15 protein-coding genes are annotated in these 15,759 nt (G+C 69.5%); 1 reads left to right on the forward strand and 14 read right to left on the reverse strand.

The window, feature by feature from the left end:
- Window positions 1-119: 119 nt before the first annotated feature.
- The 13 genes from tilS to MEU52_RS04860 form a co-directional block, all read right to left on the reverse strand.
- Window positions 120-1,136: a tRNA lysidine(34) synthetase TilS gene (gene tilS / locus MEU52_RS04800; RefSeq protein ID WP_238119744.1), complete on the reverse strand. Its 1,017-nt coding sequence runs from the start codon at window positions 1,134-1,136 to the stop codon at window positions 120-122.
- Window positions 1,123-2,046, reverse strand: a complete 924-nt coding sequence (ybgF, locus tag MEU52_RS04805) for a tol-pal system protein YbgF (RefSeq protein WP_238119743.1) — start codon at window positions 2,044-2,046, stop codon at window positions 1,123-1,125. Before ybgF ends, tilS begins: the two co-directional genes overlap by 14 nt.
- A gap of 374 nt (window positions 2,047-2,420) precedes the next feature.
- Window positions 2,421-2,918 carry a peptidoglycan-associated lipoprotein Pal gene (gene pal / locus MEU52_RS04810; RefSeq protein WP_238119742.1) on the reverse strand — a complete coding sequence of 166 codons (498 nt, stop codon included), beginning with the start codon at window positions 2,916-2,918 and terminating at the stop codon, window positions 2,421-2,423.
- Between the two features lie 377 nt (window positions 2,919-3,295).
- A complete protein-coding gene (gene tolB, locus MEU52_RS04815) occupies window positions 3,296-4,633 on the reverse strand; it encodes a Tol-Pal system beta propeller repeat protein TolB (RefSeq protein ID WP_238120285.1) in 1,338 nt (445 codons plus the stop codon).
- Between the two features lie 137 nt (window positions 4,634-4,770).
- Window positions 4,771-5,757, reverse strand: coding sequence for a cell envelope biogenesis protein TolA (locus tag MEU52_RS04820; protein ID WP_238119741.1), 987 nt, complete (start codon window positions 5,755-5,757; stop codon window positions 4,771-4,773).
- Between the two features lie 8 nt (window positions 5,758-5,765).
- Window positions 5,766-6,224 (reverse strand): protein TolR, encoded by a 459-nt coding sequence (gene tolR / locus MEU52_RS04825; protein ID WP_238119740.1) that lies wholly within the window; start codon window positions 6,222-6,224, stop codon window positions 5,766-5,768.
- Window positions 6,225-6,228: 4 nt separating this feature from the next.
- Window positions 6,229-7,047, reverse strand: a complete 819-nt coding sequence (gene tolQ / locus MEU52_RS04830) for a protein TolQ (RefSeq protein ID WP_238119739.1) — start codon at window positions 7,045-7,047, stop codon at window positions 6,229-6,231.
- 273 nt (window positions 7,048-7,320) lie between these two features.
- Entirely contained in the window at window positions 7,321-7,842 is a 522-nt protein-coding gene (gene ybgC, locus MEU52_RS04835) for a tol-pal system-associated acyl-CoA thioesterase (protein WP_238119738.1), read from the reverse strand.
- A gap of 41 nt (window positions 7,843-7,883) precedes the next feature.
- Entirely contained in the window at window positions 7,884-8,927 is a 1,044-nt protein-coding gene (gene ruvB, locus MEU52_RS04840; RefSeq protein ID WP_238119737.1) for a Holliday junction branch migration DNA helicase RuvB, read from the reverse strand.
- A 107-nt stretch (window positions 8,928-9,034) separates the two neighbouring features.
- Window positions 9,035-9,652, reverse strand: a complete 618-nt coding sequence (gene ruvA / locus MEU52_RS04845; protein ID WP_238119736.1) for a Holliday junction branch migration protein RuvA — start codon at window positions 9,650-9,652, stop codon at window positions 9,035-9,037.
- Between the two features lie 28 nt (window positions 9,653-9,680).
- Entirely contained in the window at window positions 9,681-10,106 is a 426-nt protein-coding gene (locus tag MEU52_RS04850; protein WP_238119735.1) for a DUF1772 domain-containing protein, read from the reverse strand.
- Between the two features lie 62 nt (window positions 10,107-10,168).
- Entirely contained in the window at window positions 10,169-10,696 is a 528-nt protein-coding gene (ruvC, locus tag MEU52_RS04855; RefSeq protein WP_238119734.1) for a crossover junction endodeoxyribonuclease RuvC, read from the reverse strand.
- A gap of 221 nt (window positions 10,697-10,917) precedes the next feature.
- Window positions 10,918-13,770: a tetratricopeptide repeat protein gene (locus tag MEU52_RS04860; RefSeq protein WP_238119733.1), complete on the reverse strand. Its 2,853-nt coding sequence runs from the start codon at window positions 13,768-13,770 to the stop codon at window positions 10,918-10,920.
- Between the two features lie 618 nt (window positions 13,771-14,388).
- On the opposite strand from MEU52_RS04860, the gene MEU52_RS04865 reads away from it, so the two are divergent.
- Entirely contained in the window at window positions 14,389-14,796 is a 408-nt protein-coding gene (locus tag MEU52_RS04865; protein ID WP_443266059.1) for a MerR family transcriptional regulator, read from the forward strand.
- Window positions 14,797-14,877: 81 nt separating this feature from the next.
- On the opposite strand, the gene MEU52_RS04870 is transcribed toward MEU52_RS04865, so the two are convergent.
- Window positions 14,878-15,624, reverse strand: coding sequence for a YebC/PmpR family DNA-binding transcriptional regulator (locus MEU52_RS04870; RefSeq protein ID WP_238119725.1), 747 nt, complete (start codon window positions 15,622-15,624; stop codon window positions 14,878-14,880).
- Between the last annotated feature and the right edge of the window lie 135 nt (window positions 15,625-15,759).

A 15,759-nucleotide genomic window follows, 5' to 3' on the forward strand; every position in this document is an offset into this window, starting at 1 on the left:
GAGGACGCGCGCCGGCGACACCTCCCGTACCGTCTGATGCTAATTTAGGTGCGCACTCTGGCATTGCCAAGGCAAACGGGCGCGATTGGCCGGCAAATCGCCGGGAAATCGCGCCGCCCTTAACGGCGCTGCCGCCGCGGCGGTGCCGCGGTGACGGTCACGCGATCCGGACCGAGGGTCACCACCGCCCCCGCCAGGGTGCGGCGGAAGCGCGGCCCGCTGCCGGCGCTCATGCGCGCCCGCAGCGCGTCATGGAGCTGCTCGAGCTTGCCCAACTCCACCGGCCCCTCGGTGCCGATCCGCGCCAGCACCCGCCCCAGCAGGCGCAGGGCCACCTCCTCCGGCAGCGACGCCAGGGCAGCCGCGTTGAGCGCGATGGCCTCGCCCTGGGGCGTGCAAAGGGGTGCCGCGGCGTCGGTGGCGGCCTCCAGAGCAGCATCGGCGCGCGCCACCCGCGCCGCCAGTTGCGCCAGCCGGCGGGCATCGAGCCCCTCCTCCGCGAGGCGCGGTGCCAGCTGACGCAGGCGCGCGCGGGCGAACCGTGGATTGGTATTGGCGGGATCGCGCACGAACGGCACCCCGGCGGCCTCCAAGGTGGCCACAAGACGCGCCTTCGGCACATCGAGAAGCGGCCGCAGCAGGGTGAGCCCCCCGCGTGCGACCCGCGGCCGCATGGCGGCAAGGCCGGTGAGGCCGGACCCCCGCCCCAGCCGGAACAGCACGGTTTCGGCCTGGTCGTCACGGGTATGGGCCAGCGCCACGGCGGACGCGGCGAAGGCGGCGGCGGCCTCCCCCAGCAGTCCATAGCGGGCGTCCCGGGCCGCCGCCTGCAGCCCCTGGCGCGGCTTTTCCCCAGTCCAGACCAGAATGCGGTGGGCGATGCCGAGGCGCGCGCACAGCGCTCCGACCCCCTGGGCCTCGGCGGCGGAATCCGGGCGCAAGGCGTGGTCGACGGTGACGGCGATCAGCTCCGGCCCGTCCCCACGGCCGGCGCGCCATCGGGCGGCGAGCCACAGCAGGGCGGTGGAATCGGGGCCACCGGAAACGGCGATCACAAGGCGGGGAAAATCGAGAAAACCGGCGAACAGCCGCGCGGCCGCGGCCGCATCGAGAGGCGCGGCGTCAGCAGCCGACACGCTTCTGCTCGCGCTCCACCGCCTGGCGGATGGCGGAGGCAGCCCGGGGATATTTGCGATCCACCTCCAGGAAGGTGGCGCAGGCGGTCTCCTTCTCCCCCAGCCCGGCCAGCGACTGGCCGAGCCGCAGCAGCGCCTCCGGCGCCCGGGTGGAGTTGGGATACTTGGTGGAGACCTCCAGGAACTGGGCCGCCGCATCCCCGTAATTGTGACGCAGGAACAGGCTCTCCCCCAGCATGAAGGTGGCGTCGGGAATCAGGCGGTCCCCCGGGTTGGCCTGGATGATCTGGCGGAACGTCTGTTCGGCGGTGGTGAAATCCTGGCGCTGAATCTGCGCCTGGCCGGCGTCATAAAGCTCGCGCGCACTGCCCGAGGGCGGCAGCGCCGCCACCTGGGTGCCGCCGACATTGGGATGGGTAAGGCCGGCGGAGGCACTGGCCGGCGAGCCGAGCGGCTGCGGCACGCCCGGCGCAGTGGGATCACCCAGAGGATCGAACGCATCGGACCGCCGGCCAGGGCTGGCCGGCGCCGGTGCCACCCGCGGCGCCGCGGTGGGCACGGCGGGTGGCGCCGCGCCGGGGCGGCCACCGCCCTCCTCCGACAGGCGCTTCACCTGCGCCTCGAGCTGCTGATTGCGATATTGCAGCTCCTCCACCTGCCCGGTGAGCTGGCGCAGGGCGTTCTCCATGCGATCCAGCCGCATGGCGGCCTCAGCCGCAGCGTTGGTCTCGCTCTGGGCCGGCGCGCCCGGCGGCTTGAACAGATTGCCGAACAGGTTGTTGTCCTGGGCCGCCGCCGGCTGCCCGGCGAGAGGGCCCACCAAGGGGCTTGCGGCCAGCAGCGCCGCCGTCAGCATGAGACGGGTGAGGGAAGAGCTGGTCTTCGGACGCGAGGACAGAGACGACAACATGGGGCTCGCATGGGGCTGGAGCGGCTTGGGCCCGCCCATCGACGGGCGCGCGAAGGCGCAGGCACATGACGGTATAAGACACATCCGGGATCAGGCGAACCACCACACGCGGTCGGAGTGATGCGCAAGGACTCTCGGCCCCACCCCGGCGCGCCTGCGCCCCAGGATGCATCCCACAGGACGGATCCCACAGGATCAGCGGGAGGATAGCTGTCGGATCACGTCCAAAGTGTGACCCGCGGCCGGCAGCGGCCACAGGGGCCGGCAGGGCCGGCCGGCCCGGCGGACGCCACCGCAGACGCCATGGCCGGCGCCCCTGCGGACGCCGGCCATGATGAAAATCCGGTCGGAAGATCCGGTCCGCGCGGGTGCGGTCAGGAGGCGCGGCCGGTGTTCAGCACGGTCACCGCGCGCCGGTTCTGAGACCAGCAGGAGATGTCGTTGCAGATGGCCACCGGGCGCTCCTTGCCATAGGAAATGGTGCGCATGCGGGCCGGGTCGATACCACGGGAGGTCAGGTAGTCCCGCACCGCCTGAGCGCGGCGGGCGCCGAGGGCGATGTTGTACTCGCGGGTGCCGCGCTCGTCGGCATGGCCTTCGATGGTGAAGGTGTAGCGATTCCACTGCTGCAGCCACTGGGCCTGACGGTCGAGGGTGGCGCGCGCCTGGGGGGTGAGGTCGGTCTGATCGCTCTCGAAGAACACGCGATCACCCACCGCCACCACGAATTCCTGCGGCGAGCCGGGAGGGCCGCCCGCGCCACCATAGCCAGCGGCGTTCTGGTTGGGGTTGTTGGCGCACGCGGCCAGAGCGAGCGCGAAGCCAAACAGCGCCACGAACCGGAAACCGCGAACAATCTCAAGCAAACGCATCCCGGTAACTCCCTATCTCAACGCGGACCGGATGCTGCGATCTAGCCAGCCACCGGTTAAGCGAAGGTTCTTCAAACAGGAGCCTTCGAGCCCGCAGGATCAATCCAGATGAATACCGGGCGTCATGGTTTCCAAGCGGTTGCCGCCCCAGGTGGCACGCAGCAAAAACCAAGCCCCCGAACGGGTCGGGCGCGCGCTCCACTGCGACTCGGAAAAGGCGAGGACCCTCGGCCATGCCGCCCCGTCCTCAATGGGTTCTTCACTGATGCCGCGCCGTGGCGGCATCATGGCAAGGTTGTGCTGGTGGCGCGGCGAAGCCCTCCAGCGCCCTTGCGCGCTCCAACCTGTTGCCCATAAGCAACAGGCATCCCCGGGGATCAGGAGCGCAGCGGCGACCAGGCCGGGTCCGAGGCATAGCTCGGGGTCGGCACCCGCTGCTCGTTATAGCCGGTGACATCCACCGTATAGAGCGAGGGGCCCGAGGCACCGCCGGGATCGCGGAAGAACATGATGACCCGGCCGTTGGGGCAGAAGGTGGGGCCCTCGTTGTGGTAACCCTCAGTGAGCACACGCTCGCCGGAGCCGTCGGGCTTCATCACGCCGATGGCGAAACGCCCTTCGGCCTGGCGGGTATAGGCGATCCAGTCGCCGCGCGGCGACCACACGGGGGTGGAATAACGCGCCGTGCCGAACGAGATGCGGTGCTGGCTGGAGCCATCCGCATTCATCACATAGATCTGCGAGGAACCGCCGCGATCGCTCTCGAAACAGATCTGCCGGCCATCGGGCGAATAACACGGCGCGGTGTCGATGGCCGGCGTGTCGGTGAGGCGGGTGGTGGCCTTCGAGCGCAGGTCCATGACGAAAATGTTGGAGTTGCCGCCCTGCTGCAGGCTCATGATGACCCGCTGGCCATCGGGCGCGAATCGGGGCGCGAAGCTCATGCCCGGGAAATTGCCCACCATCTCCCGCTGGCCGGTCTCGATATTGAGCAGATACACCCGGGGCTCGCCCTGGGCGTAGGACATGTAGGTGATTTCCTGGCTGGTGGGCGAGAAGCGCGGCGTGAGCACCAGCGCATCACCACGGGTGAGATAGCTCACGTTGGCGCCGTCCCAGTCCATGATGGCAAGGCGCTTCACCCGCCGCTCCTTGGGGCCGCTCTCGTCCACGAAGACGATGCGGGTATCGAAATAGCCCCGCTCTCCGGTGAGCTTTTCATAGATCACGTCGGCGATGATATGGGCGATGCGCCGCCAGTTCTCCGCCTGGGCCACGAACTGCTGGCCCGCCAGCTGCTGGCCGGCCACCACATCCCACAGGCGGAACATCACCTGCAGCCGGCCATCGGCCTGGCGGGTGATGCGGCCGGTGACCAGGGCCTGGGCGTTGATGACGCGCCAGTCCTGAAACCGCGGCGTGTCGGGATTGGTGATCTGCTCCACGAACGCCTTCGGATCGATGGGCGCGAACAGGCCGCAGCGCTTGAGATCGGCGGCGATCACCCCGGAGATGGCGCGCCCCTGCTCGGTCTCGCCGAGCAGGTCGGTCACCGCGATCGGAATCGGCTGGGGTGTGCCCCCGGAAATTTCAAGCTTCGTGGCGGCCTGCGCCGGCAGGCCGCGCAGCGCGGCGCCGGCTGCGAGAAGACCACCGGCACCGACGACGAAGCGGCGGCGACTCAGCGCGGATCCGAAGCGGTCGAAGGGGGGCATCACGGGTCGGGGCCTCTGGGGTTCGGCCGCTCCGCTGCGATGGAACCCGCGCGGCGGCCTTCAAGGGATAAGTGGATTTAACGGGCGATGCGGAACCGCATCATAACAAAACGCTTAGGCTGAATCGGGCGAGGGTACTACCGCTCGAACTCCTGCGGCCGGAAGGTCAGATCCATGCTCTTCCATTGGGCATAGGTCTCCTTGCGGAACATGGTGAAGGGCTGGCAGCGCGTGAGCGCGGCAACGGCGGTGCGGCCCACGGCGGGTCCATAGGTGGAGGCGCTGCCCCCCAGCACCACCGGCTCGGCCCGCAGCATGCCATCCGGCTTGAGATCCACGCGGATATCCACGTACACCTTCTCGTCGGCCGGAATGCCCATGACATTCCAGCACTGGCGCACCCGGGCGCGGAAGGCGTCGATCTCGCTCATGCTCAAGGTCGCGGCCTGGCCCGAGGGCGCGCCCAGGGAGGAGGTGTTGGAGACCTGGCTGGCGCTCGCCACCTGGCGGGTCGGGGTGCGCTTGTCCAGGAGTTCCTTGATCTGATCCGTATTGAAGTCGCGCGCGGGGGTCTGCTGCGCCTCCACGGGGCGCGGCGGGGGCGGCGCCGGCTTCTTGGGCGGCAGCGGCGCCGGGGCCACCTTGGCCTCTTCCTTCGGCGGCTCGTCCTTCGGCTTCTCTTCCTTCTTGGGCTCGCTCTTCAGCGCGTCCTCGACCTTGGGCTCCACCTTGGGGGGGGCCTCGGCGGGCTTGGGCGGGGTCGCCGGCTTGGGCGGCGCCTCGGCAGCCTTCTGCGGCGCCGGGGGCTCCGCCACCTTCGGGGCGGGCGCCGGAGCCGGGGGCGGCGGCTGGGTCGCCTCCACCGGCGCATCCTTGCTCACCTTCAGCTTGGCATCCGCCACCGGGGTCGGCTCGCCCACCTGCTCGGCCACCTGTACCTGCTTCTCCATCTTGGGCGCGGTCTTCGAGCCCTTGGTGAGCTTGGTGAGGTCGGTGGCGGAAATCACGTCCACGGGCATGGATTCCGGCATGGGCTCAAACGGCTGCGCCCCGGTGAAGGACACCAGGGCCAGAACGAGGATGCTCGCGTGAGCGATCGTCGATGCCGTGAAGCCGACCTGCATGGCCGTCTTTAGCTCCCCTGTTCCACTTCGGTGACCAGCGCCACCTTCTTGAAGCCGGCGCCGGAGAGGCGGCCCATCACCCGCATCACCGTGCCGTAATCCACCTTCTTGTCGCCGCGCACGAAGATCCGCTCCTCCATGCCGCCGCGCGCCTGGGTCACCGCCTGCAATTTGGCGACCAGGTCCTCGTATTTGATCTCGCTGTCACCCAGGAAGATCTGGCCCTTGTCGTTCACCGAGACGATGAGCGGCTCCTTGTTGTCCTGGTTGACCGCGCTCGCCTGGCTCTGCGGCAGGTCCACCGGCACGCCCACGGTGAGCATCGGCGCCGCCACCATGAAGATGATGAGCAGCACCAGCATGACGTCCACCATGGGGGTCACGTTGATCTCCGCCATCACCGGGGCGCGGCGGCCGCGCGCGCGGCGGCTCTGCCACCCGGAAGCCCCTGCTCCTCCCATGCCCATGGCGTCAGCCCCGCTCGTCGATCTGCCGCGACAGGATGGCGGAAAACTCGTCCGCGAACCCTTCGAGGCGCTGAGCCTGGCGGCCCGCCTGGGAGATGAACTTGTTGTAGAAAATGGTCGCGGGAATGGCCGCAATGAGGCCCATGGCGGTCGCGAACAAGGCTTCCGCGATACCCGGCGCCACCACCGCCAGCGACGTGTTCTTCGAGGCGGCGATGGACTGGAACGAGGTCATGATGCCCCACACCGTGCCGAACAGGCCGATGAACGGGCCCGCCGAACCCACCGTCGCCAGCACCAGCAGGCGCGATTCCAGCCGCTCCACCTCGCGGGCGATGGTCACGTTCATCACCTTGTCGAGCCGCTGGTTGAGGCCGGCCAGCGAGCGCACGCCGCCTTCATAGGTGCGCTTCCACTCCCGCATGGCCGCCACGAAGATGGAGGCCATGCCGTGGTTGGGACGTCCCGACAGGGAGCGGTAGAGCTCTTCCAGGCTCTGGCCGGACCAGAACACCTGCTCGAACTGGTCCATCTCCCGTCGGTTGCGGGAGAACAGGAGCGTCTTGTCGATGATGATGGCCCACACCCAGATGGAGGCGACGATCAGGCCGATCATCACCAGCTTCACCACGAAATGGGCCTGCAGGAACAGGGAGAGGAAGGAGATGTCCGCCGCCGGCGCCGCCACCGGCGCGGCGCCCAGGTCCTGGGCCGCGGCGGGCAGCGCGCCCGCCAGCAGCAGGCCCAGCGTCAGGCAAAGAAGGGTGGGAAGGGGCGACTTCGGCGCAGGCGCCCCGCCATGCCTGCTCATCTGTTCGGTCATTCTCGGCTCCGCTGCGCGCGGCGCGCGGCCGCGCGGGACATCTCCGCCGGAGCTGTCCACAAGTCATCCGGTGTTTGACCGGTTGACTCTGTCCAAACTTTGGCGGGCGCCCCGATAAGTGCTGCGGCGCGAAGAAATCGCCGCAAGGCTTACCGCAAACCTAGCCATGATCAGGCTTAATGACACGTTAGCGCGGTCACGCAAGGCGGTGAAAACACCGGATTTCGCAAGGGAATATGGCGCTGCGGCAGAATCAGGGGCCGCGGCCGCCCGCTACCCCTCGCCCTGCCCGTCGAGGGCGCGGGCATCGGCGGCGGTGGCCTGGCGCAGAGCGTCGGGAATGCGCTTGGCCCGGCCCTGGGAGACGAACGCCACCCGCACGAGCGCCGACACCAGCACCTCTCCACCCCTTTTCACCTGCTGGGACAAGGTGATGGAGGCACCCGCCACGTCCTTGGAGAGGGTCACCACCTCCAGCACGTCGTCGATCTTGGCGGGCTTGAGGAAATCGAGCTGCATGGAGCGCACGACGAAATGGAAGCCCGGAGCTTCCGCCGCCGCCTCGGCGAACAATTCGCCCTGCACCACGCCCAGCAGGCGCATGTAATCGGAGCGGCCGCGCTCCATGAAGCGCAGATAGTTGGCGTGGTAGACGATGCCGGAGAAGTCGGTGTCTTCATAATAGACGCGCAGCGCCAGCACGTGGCCGCCGGGAATGAGACGCCCCGCCAGATGGGGGTGGGCCTCGCGCTCGCCTGGTGTCACCGCCCGCTCGCCCGAAAGATCCGTCTTCATGCCCTCATCCCGGTTTGCCGGTCCCCGCGTCGGCGGCACACCTACCCCTCATCGTCGAACAAAGGCAAGTTCGGCGGAAGAGTGGCAGGGTCCCGCTGGGGTTCCGGCAGGCCCAGGTGGCGGAAGGCCAGCGCGGTGAGTAGGCGGCCGCGCGGCGTGCGCTGGATGAAGCCCTGCTGCACCAGATAGGGCTCGACGATCTCCTCGATGGCGTCGCGCGGCTCCGAGAGAGCCGCCGCCAGCGTGTCCACCCCCACCGGCCCGCCGCCGTAGAATTCGGCGATGACGGTGAGATAGCGCCGGTCCATGGCATCGAGGCCGAGGCTGTCCACCTCCAGCGCCGACAACGCACGATCGGCGATGGCCCGGTCGATGGCCTCGGCCCCCGCCACCACGGCGAAGTCGCGCACCCGCCGCAGCAGCCGGCCGGCGATGCGCGGGGTGCCGCGGGCACGGCGGGCGATCTCGGTGGCGCCATCGGGCACGATGGCGATGCCCAGCACCTTGGCGCCGCGCACCACGATCTTCTCCAATTCCTCCACCGTATAAAACTGCAGCCGAACCGGAATGCCGAACCGGTCGCGCAAGGGCGTGGTGAGGAGGCCGGAGCGGGTGGTGGCGCCCACCAGGGTGAATTTCGGCAGGGAAATCTTGACCGAACGGGCCGCCGGCCCCTCGCCGATGACGAGATCGAGCTCGTAATCCTCCATGGCCGGATAGAGGATCTCCTCCACCGCCGGCGACAGGCGGTGGATCTCGTCGATGAAGAGCACGTCGCGCTCTTCCAGATTGGTGAGAATGGCGGCGAGGTCGCCCGCCTTGGCGATCACCGGGCCGGAGGTGGAGCGGAAGCCCACCCCCATCTCCCGCGACATGATCTGCGCGAGCGTGGTCTTGCCGAGGCCGGGCGGGCCCACGAACAGCACGTGGTCCAGCGCCTCGCCGCGGGCGCGGGCGGCCTTGATGAAGATGTCGAGGTTGGCGCGCGCCTGGGCCTGCCCCACGAACTCGCCCAGCATCTGGGGCCGCAGATGGAGCTCGGCGTCGTCGTCGCGCTTTTCGCCCGAAAGAAGGCGGGTGTTCATGTCCGAGCCCTGTCGCACCTGCGTCGCGCCGGATCAAGTGCGATCCCGCGCGACAATCACATTCGCCCCCAACGCGCCCCGGCGGGGGCCGCAGCAGATCCCTGCCGCTACTTCGCCAGTTCCCTGAGCCCGAGGCGGATCAGCGTCTCGGTGGTCGCGCCCTCCCCCGCATCGCGCAAGGCGGCGGCGATGGCGGTGTTGGCCTGGGGAGGACCATAGCCCAGATTGACCAGGGCCGAGATGGCATCGGCCACCGGCCCGCCATCCAGGGTCACGGCGCCCCCGGCCCCGGCCTGCGGCAGGCCCATGTCGGCGGCGAGGCCCCCGGGCACCTTGTCCTTCAGCTCGGTGACGATGCGGGTGGCAACCCGCGGCCCCACCCCCTGGGCGCGGGCGATCATGGTCTTGTCGGCCAGGGTCACCGCCTGCGCCAGCTCCGAGGGGCGCAAGGTGGAGAGCACCGCCAGCGCGATCTTGGTGCCGATGCCCTGCACCGTCAGCAGCAGCCGGAACCAGTCCCGCTCGCTGTCCGAGCCGAAGCCGAACAGGCGGATCTGGTCCTCGCGCACATGGGTTTCGATGACGAGGCTGGTGGCCTCCCCCATGCGCGGCAGGTCGCGCAGGGTGCGGGCGGAGCAGTGCACCAGATAGCCCACCCCATGCACATCGAGGATGAGGTGGTCCTCGGCCACCGTGTCCACCAGCCCCTTGAGCTTGCCGATCATGCGCCGGCCCCCGGCGTCGCGGCCGCGCTCACGCCAGCGCCGCCCACAGGAAGACGCCGCATGCGACGATGCCGAGCCCGGTGCGCACCATGTGCAACTGCCCCCAATTGACCAGCAGCCGCCGGGTCTCCGCCTCGGGCGCCGCGGTGCCCATCAGCCGGCGATTGGTGGGCATGATGCCGATATAGGTATAGGGCCAGTTGGCGAGCAGCAGCACGCCGCCCGCCAGCCACTGCCAGTTGCCGGTCTGGGCGAACGCCCCCGCGCCCAGCGCGAAGCCCGCGAGCGCCAGGCTCGCCTGCATGGCGAAGCCGCGCGCATAGGCGGGCTTCCATTGGCCCAGGGCCGCGCCGTCGGCCAGGCTGAGCCGCGCCGGCTGCTCCACCACGTTGATATAAAGTGCCGCCCCGGTGAACAGGGCCGCCACCAGCAGCGCCAGATGCCCCAGAACCATCCGCCGGTTCCCCTCGCCACGATCCATCGGCCATCTGTATCCGCCCCGGCCTTGTTGCCATCCTACAGCGCCGCGCGCGCCCGCGCAGCCGCGCCGCGATGGTGGGCGTGGGTGACGGCGATGGCCAGCGCATCTGCGGCATCCTCGGTTTCCGGCGTCGCCTGCGGCAGCAGGATGGAAATCATCATGCGGATCTGCGCCTTCTCCGCCCGTCCGGCGCCCACCACGCTCTTCTTCACCAGGGTGGGGGCATATTCGGCCACGTCCAGCCCCATCAGGGCCGGCGCCAGCAGCACCACACCACGCGCCTGGCCGAGCTTGAGGGTGGACGAGGGATTCATGTTGACGAAGGTCTCCTCCACCGCCGCCTCATCGGGCCGGTGCGCGTCCAGCACCGCCATCAGGCCATGGTGGAGCGCGGCGAGGCGCGCGCCCATGGGCGCCGTCTCCGGCGGCAGAATGGTGCCGCACGCCACATAGCGCAGGCGCGGCCCCTCAGCCTCGATCACCCCCCAGCCGGTCCGGCGCAGGCCGGGATCAAGACCAAGGATGCGAATGGCGCGGGTGGCGCGAATCGGTGCGGCAGTCATGGCCACAAACTGCCCCCTCACCTGCCGGGAGAAAAGTGCGAAAACGTACAAATGGTGAACAAATAGAACCCACCCCATCGCGGCGGTGGCCCCACGGCGATCGTCGCAAGGCCTCTCGACGCAGAATCTGCCGACACCGGATCTACCGACACCAGATCTGCCGACACATGCGCCCCGGCGCCCGGGCACCGCAGGTGGCGGCGCCATTCACCGCCGCCACGTCACTGCTTGGCGGCGATGCGGTTCTTGGAGAACAGCATGGCATTGGCGGCCATGTGCTCGCCGGCCTCGCTGGCGTTCCATTCCGGCAGCACCGCCACCTGGTTGGACCCTTCGCTCTGCGGCTTAGGCACGAAGGCGGCCGCGGCCCGCTTGGCCTTCGCCAGCACGGCGGCATCGGCCTCCTTCACCAGGGCATCGCGCTTGTCGGCACTGTCCTGGTCGCCCTGGGCCGCGGCGATCTCGAACCAGGTGAGCGCCTCGGTGAGGTCGCTGGTTCCCGCCATGCCGCGCGCGAAGATGATGCCAAGATTGTGCTGGCTGTCCTTCAGGCCGAGATTGGCCGCCTTGCGGAACCATTCGATGGCCCGGCCCCAATCGGGCGCGCCGTCGATGCCCTGGCTGTAGAGCACCGCCAGATTGTGCATGGCCCGCACATTGCCCTGCTCCGCCGCCCACTTATAGAAGCGATAGGCCTCATCCATGTTGCGCAGCGTGTTCTCATAAAGGCTGCCGAGCCGGTAGGCGGCCGGGGCGAAGCCGTTCGACACCGCATAGCCGAGCCATTTGATGCCGGCATCCAGGTCCACCGGCACGCCGACGCCATCGGCATATCGCACGCCCACTTCGTAGGCCGCCGCCAGGTTGCCTTCCAGCGCCGCCGTGCGCAGCGGCTGCGGGCCGGTGGGCACCGGCAGCTCGGCGGTGGTGCTGGTGGGCCCCTGCGTGAGCACCGCCGAGGGCACCGCGGCGGACTTGAGCCGCTCGAAGGTCTGGGTCGCCCGCGCCATCAGCGCATCGCGGCTGCTCCACGCCGCGGCGCCCGTCGCCGTAAGCAGGAGCACGAGACCGCTGGCGGCGATCAGCGCCGGCGACACCCGCCGGCGCGCCGGCCGCGACGTCGCCCGCGACATCTGCCGCTTGCGCCCCAGCGCATGGCGATCCACCCGTGGCCGGGCGGCCGCCTCCGCCTTGGTCGTCTCGGCGTCGCGGGCGTCCTTGCGCTCGCGACCGGAGCGCTCCACCCGCAGCGTCTTGCGCGGACGCGACCCGCCAGCCGGCTCACGGGGCTCCGCCCGCAGCTCGGCCCGGTTCATCTCTTGGGCAGCCGCCTGCTGTGGACCCGCGTCTGTCGGGCTCGCCTCCTGCGGATGCCCGTCGGCCGGCAGGCCGGCGAAGACATCGGCCCAGGCATCGGGCTCCGGCGCCCACGCCGCATCTCCGGCATCCCGGTCCCGCGCATCCGCAGCGATCGCGTCGAGATCCATCGCGTTCCGGTCCAGCGACCCCACATCCGGGGCCCCCGCATCCAGGCGTTCCGCATCCAGCGTCACGAAATTCAGGGTCGCCGGATCCTGGCCACCGGCATCCCTGCCCCCACGCGCCGGCGCCACAGGGGGCGCGGCGGCAGCCGGGGACTGCGGATCGGCGACCTGCGGATCGGCGACCTGAGGATCAGCGACCTGGGGATCAGTGACCTGGGGATCAGTGACCTGCGGCGACCAGACATCGTCGGCGGTGCGGTCGAGCACCACCGGGGCCTCCTGCAGATCCATGCCGGGGCCCTCGCCCATCAGCACGCTGGCGCGGCGCTCCACCTCGGTCTGACGGGCCTCCAGGGCGGCGAGACCGCGCTTGAGGCCGACCACCACCGGTCCTTCGGTGTCGGTGGAGACCTTGCGGGTCACCGCTTCCACCGCCTCCTCCACCGCCCCCTGGGCGGCCACGACGGACGCGTGGCGCACGCCCCGCAACTCCTCCATCACGGCGCCGATCGCGTCCTCGATGCCGTCGAGCCGCTCCAAATGCACCTGCGCGCTCTGGAACCGCTCGGTGAGCGCCATCAAATGGTGTTCCACCACCTCGGCCAGCGGCGAAACCACGGCCGTGCCGGCCCCCTGCGCGACGTCCAGCCGGTCCAGCACCGCCCCGAGCCGCTCCGCCAGATCGGCGCCCAAGGCGGGAGACAGGCGGCTCAGCTGGGCGCTCACGCCATCCAGCCGATCATGCAGGGTGCGCACATTGGCTTCCACATCGCGCCGCAGTTCCTCGGCGCTGGCGCTCTGCCCTTCGCGGGCCCGCGCCTCATAGGCGTCCACCCGGCTCAGCAGCGCCTCGGCATTGCGCTCCAGGGCGCTGGTGGCCTCGGCCACCCGCTGGGCGGTTTCCTCGCCGGCGCGGGTGATCTGCTCGGCACATGCCGCCAGACGCTCCGCCAACGGCTGCAAGGCGGACCCGGAAAGGGTGCGGGTGACCAGCGACTTGAGCTCTGCCGACTGCGCCTGCAGCCGCGCCATCTCCACCGGATCGATGGCCTTAGCGTTCAGAATGTCGATCTTGCGCGCCAGCAGATCGAGGCCGGCGGACAGCGCCTCGAACCGCTCCGGCGCCCGCATCTCGTCGAGGCCGGCCCGCACCGCCATCAGCTCGTCGGCCAACAGCGCCACATCGTCCTGCCCGTCGCCGAGCCCGCCGATCCGCAGATCCTCCACCCGGTGATGCAGCAGGGTGATGGCCCGGTCCATCTCCACCACGGCCCGGCGCGGCGCCGCATGGGAAAGGCGCGCCCGCAGATCGGCCACCTCCGCCTTCAGCGCCTCCACGGCGCCCATGGCGAAGGCCGGAGCCCCATAGGGCGGATCATAGGATGATGGGTCGACCCAGGTGTCCGGGCCGGCCGAGCCGCGCGCCTTGCCCGAGGGCCAGGCGGCCGGGGGGCGGGGGGCCGGGTTCCAGTCCCGATCGTTCACGGCGCCGGTGTCGCCGGCGCGACCCTCCCGCGCCGGGTACCCCTCGTCGCGGATCTGAGCCTTAGCCGCGGAGCCCGCCCAGGTCGTGCGCTGAAATCGCTCCATGTCCGCCTCCCTGCGGCCGGAGGAGAGAACCTGTGAGGGTGCCCAACTACCATGCTCGCACTGCGGTGATTCGTGATCTGCAGCATCTCGCGAACGTGGTAAATGAGGGGTTAAGCCGGAAATTTTCGTTTATTTTCAACGTCAGGTAACGGTTACTTTCCCTAACGGTAGCCCGTTGTCTCTCCCGGCGACGCCCGGCATCACGCTACAAAGGTTGCCGTGACGGAGCGGAACTTGCCAGCGGAATTGTACCGCCAGCCCGCTTTCAACCCGGGACTGCGGCGCCCTGCGCCAAGGTCGATCCGGGCGGATGTCACGGGTGGTGGTCCCTCCGGCCGGCTCCAGCCCCTCCCTGGCGATCCAGCAGATGCCACGGGATGGGCGCGACGGTGCGCCGGCGGCTACGGGTCCGGTCCCCTCCACCCATCCGGCGAACGGGCCGTTCGCCGCCGCCATCTGTGGCGCCCGCCGCCCGGGCGCCATGACGAGCAGCACTGGAACCGCGCGCTCCCGCTCCGCCCCCAGCCCGAGCCGGACGCAGATTGAATGACATGGGAGTGACCCTGTATGGACGCGAATACCTACGAACTCGGCCGTGGCCTGTCCCATCCGGTGGCCATGCCCCGGCCCGATGGCAAGGTCGACGCCCTGGGCAAGGCCGAGGACGTGTTCACCATCGGTGACCTCGCCCGCGAGTTCGGCACCACCCTCCGGGCCCTGCGCTTCTATGAGGACAAGGGCCTGATCGCGCCGCGCCGCGACGGCATGACCCGGCTTTACTCCGCCACCGATCGCGAGCGGCTGAAGGTGATCCTCAAGGGCAAGCAGCTCGGCTTCACTTTGGCCGAAATCCGCGCCCTGGTGGCCGCCCACACCGGCGCCGCCGCCGATCACGATGCCGCCCAGGGCCTCGCCCTGACCCGCGAGCGCTGCCTGAAGCAGCTGGCCCAGCTGGAGCGTCAGCGTGGCGAGATTGACAGCGCCATCGCCGAGCTGCAGTCCATCGCCAACAGCCTGGCGGCCTGATCCCCGCCCACCGCGCCCTCCCCCGGGAGGACGCGGTGGCTGATGTCAGAAAAGTGGTATTTTAAAACCTCAGCTGGCCACTCACTCGGCCATCTTGGCCAGCAGGGTCTCGGACAGCTCGAAATTGGCGGTGACGTTCTGCACGTCGTCATTGTCCTCAAGGCTGTCGACCAGCCTCAGCAGCTTCTCGCCGGTCTCGTCGTCCACCGCCACGGTGTTCTGCGGACGCCACACCAGACCGGCCTTGCGGGGTTCGCCGAACTTGGCTTCCAGCGCCTTCTGCACCTCGGCGAGGTTTTCCGCCGCGCACAGCACCTCGTGGCCGTCCTCGTCCGAGGAGACGTCGTCGGCGCCGGCCTCGATGGCCGCTTCCATCATGGCGTCGGCATCGGCCTTGGCGGCGTCGAACTCGATCGCCCCCATCCGGTCGAACATGAACGACACCGCCCCGGTCTCCGCCAGATTGCCGCCCGACTTGGTGAAATAGGAGCGCACTTCCGAGGCGGTGCGGTTGCGGTTGTCGGTCAGCGCCTCGACGATCACCGCCACCCCGCCGGGACCATAGCCCTCGTAGCGGATCTCCTCGTAATTCTCCGCATCCCCACCCGACGCCTTCTTGATGGCGCGCTCGATATTGTCCTTGGGCATGTTCTCCGCCCGGGCGGCCAGAATGGCGGCGCGCAGGCGCGGGTTCATGTTGGGATCTGGCAGGCCCATCTTGGCCGAGACCGTGATCTCGCGGGCGAGCTTGGAGAACAGCTTGGAACGCACCGCATCCTGGCGTCCCTTGCGGTGCATGATGTTCTTGAACTGTGAATGCCCGGCCATGGCGCCACCATCCCATTGAACACGGCCCCGCGCCCCGCCGAAGACGAGGCCGCCCGAACCGCAACGTTGACTGGAGCCGGCCTTATAGGCGGGAGGAAGGGAAAAGGGCAAGAAAGCCGGCGCAGAAAAGCCGGC

Source organism: Xanthobacter sp. NM-25 (assembly GCF_022138605.1).
GTDB lineage: Bacteria > Pseudomonadota > Alphaproteobacteria > Rhizobiales > Xanthobacteraceae > Xanthobacter.

Coding starts and splice junctions, on each gene's coding strand:
- ybgF (WP_238119743.1), bottom strand. CDS start 2,046: ATGTTGTCGTCTCTGTCCTCGCGTCCGAAGACCAGCTCTTCCCTCACC.
- pal (WP_238119742.1), bottom strand. CDS start 2,918: ATGCGTTTGCTTGAGATTGTTCGCGGTTTCCGGTTCGTGGCGCTGTTT.
- tolB (WP_238120285.1), bottom strand. CDS start 4,633: ATGCCCCCCTTCGACCGCTTCGGATCCGCGCTGAGTCGCCGCCGCTTC.
- MEU52_RS04820 (WP_238119741.1), bottom strand. CDS start 5,757: ATGCAGGTCGGCTTCACGGCATCGACGATCGCTCACGCGAGCATCCTC.
- tolR (WP_238119740.1), bottom strand. CDS start 6,224: ATGGGCATGGGAGGAGCAGGGGCTTCCGGGTGGCAGAGCCGCCGCGCG.
- tolQ (WP_238119739.1), bottom strand. CDS start 7,047: ATGACCGAACAGATGAGCAGGCATGGCGGGGCGCCTGCGCCGAAGTCG.
- ybgC (WP_238119738.1), bottom strand. CDS start 7,842: ATGAAGACGGATCTTTCGGGCGAGCGGGCGGTGACACCAGGCGAGCGC.
- ruvB (WP_238119737.1), bottom strand. CDS start 8,927: ATGAACACCCGCCTTCTTTCGGGCGAAAAGCGCGACGACGACGCCGAG.
- ruvA (WP_238119736.1), bottom strand. CDS start 9,652: ATGATCGGCAAGCTCAAGGGGCTGGTGGACACGGTGGCCGAGGACCAC.
- MEU52_RS04850 (WP_238119735.1), bottom strand. CDS start 10,106: ATGGTTCTGGGGCATCTGGCGCTGCTGGTGGCGGCCCTGTTCACCGGG.
- ruvC (WP_238119734.1), bottom strand. CDS start 10,696: ATGACTGCCGCACCGATTCGCGCCACCCGCGCCATTCGCATCCTTGGT.
- MEU52_RS04860 (WP_238119733.1), bottom strand. CDS start 13,770: ATGGAGCGATTTCAGCGCACGACCTGGGCGGGCTCCGCGGCTAAGGCT.
- MEU52_RS04865 (WP_443266059.1), top strand. CDS start 14,389: ATGCCCCGGCCCGATGGCAAGGTCGACGCCCTGGGCAAGGCCGAGGAC.
- MEU52_RS04870 (WP_238119725.1), bottom strand. CDS start 15,624: ATGGCCGGGCATTCACAGTTCAAGAACATCATGCACCGCAAGGGACGC.